Raw genomic sequence first — 223 nt, 5'->3', positions numbered from 1 at the left:
ACCGACACCAAACTCGACAGTATCGCAGCCGTCCGCTCGGCTTTTCACGACGTGTTCGGATACACAGAACCCGACGAGGCGTTCGGAGAGTACGCCGAGCAGGCGTCGGATCGTCTCGCGGTCGGAGAAGATAACTGTGTCATGTACGCACCCGAGGATGTGAGACTCCCCATCGGGATCCCAGTCGCGGAGTGTGAACCCGTCACGGATACGGACCACGCTC

The 223-nt window shown here is 60.5% G+C and carries 1 protein-coding gene; it reads left to right on the top strand.

Annotated elements, in window-relative coordinates:
• On the top strand, positions 1-223 hold a 223-nt coding region (locus EXE45_RS21150), incomplete at both ends, for a hypothetical protein (protein WP_206750537.1).

Origin of the sequence: Halorubrum sp. SP9 (assembly GCF_005435015.1) — an archaeon.
In the GTDB taxonomy this organism is placed as follows: domain Archaea; phylum Halobacteriota; class Halobacteria; order Halobacteriales; family Haloferacaceae; genus Halorubrum; species Halorubrum sodomense.
This window is presented reverse-complemented; position numbering and strand designations above follow the sequence as displayed.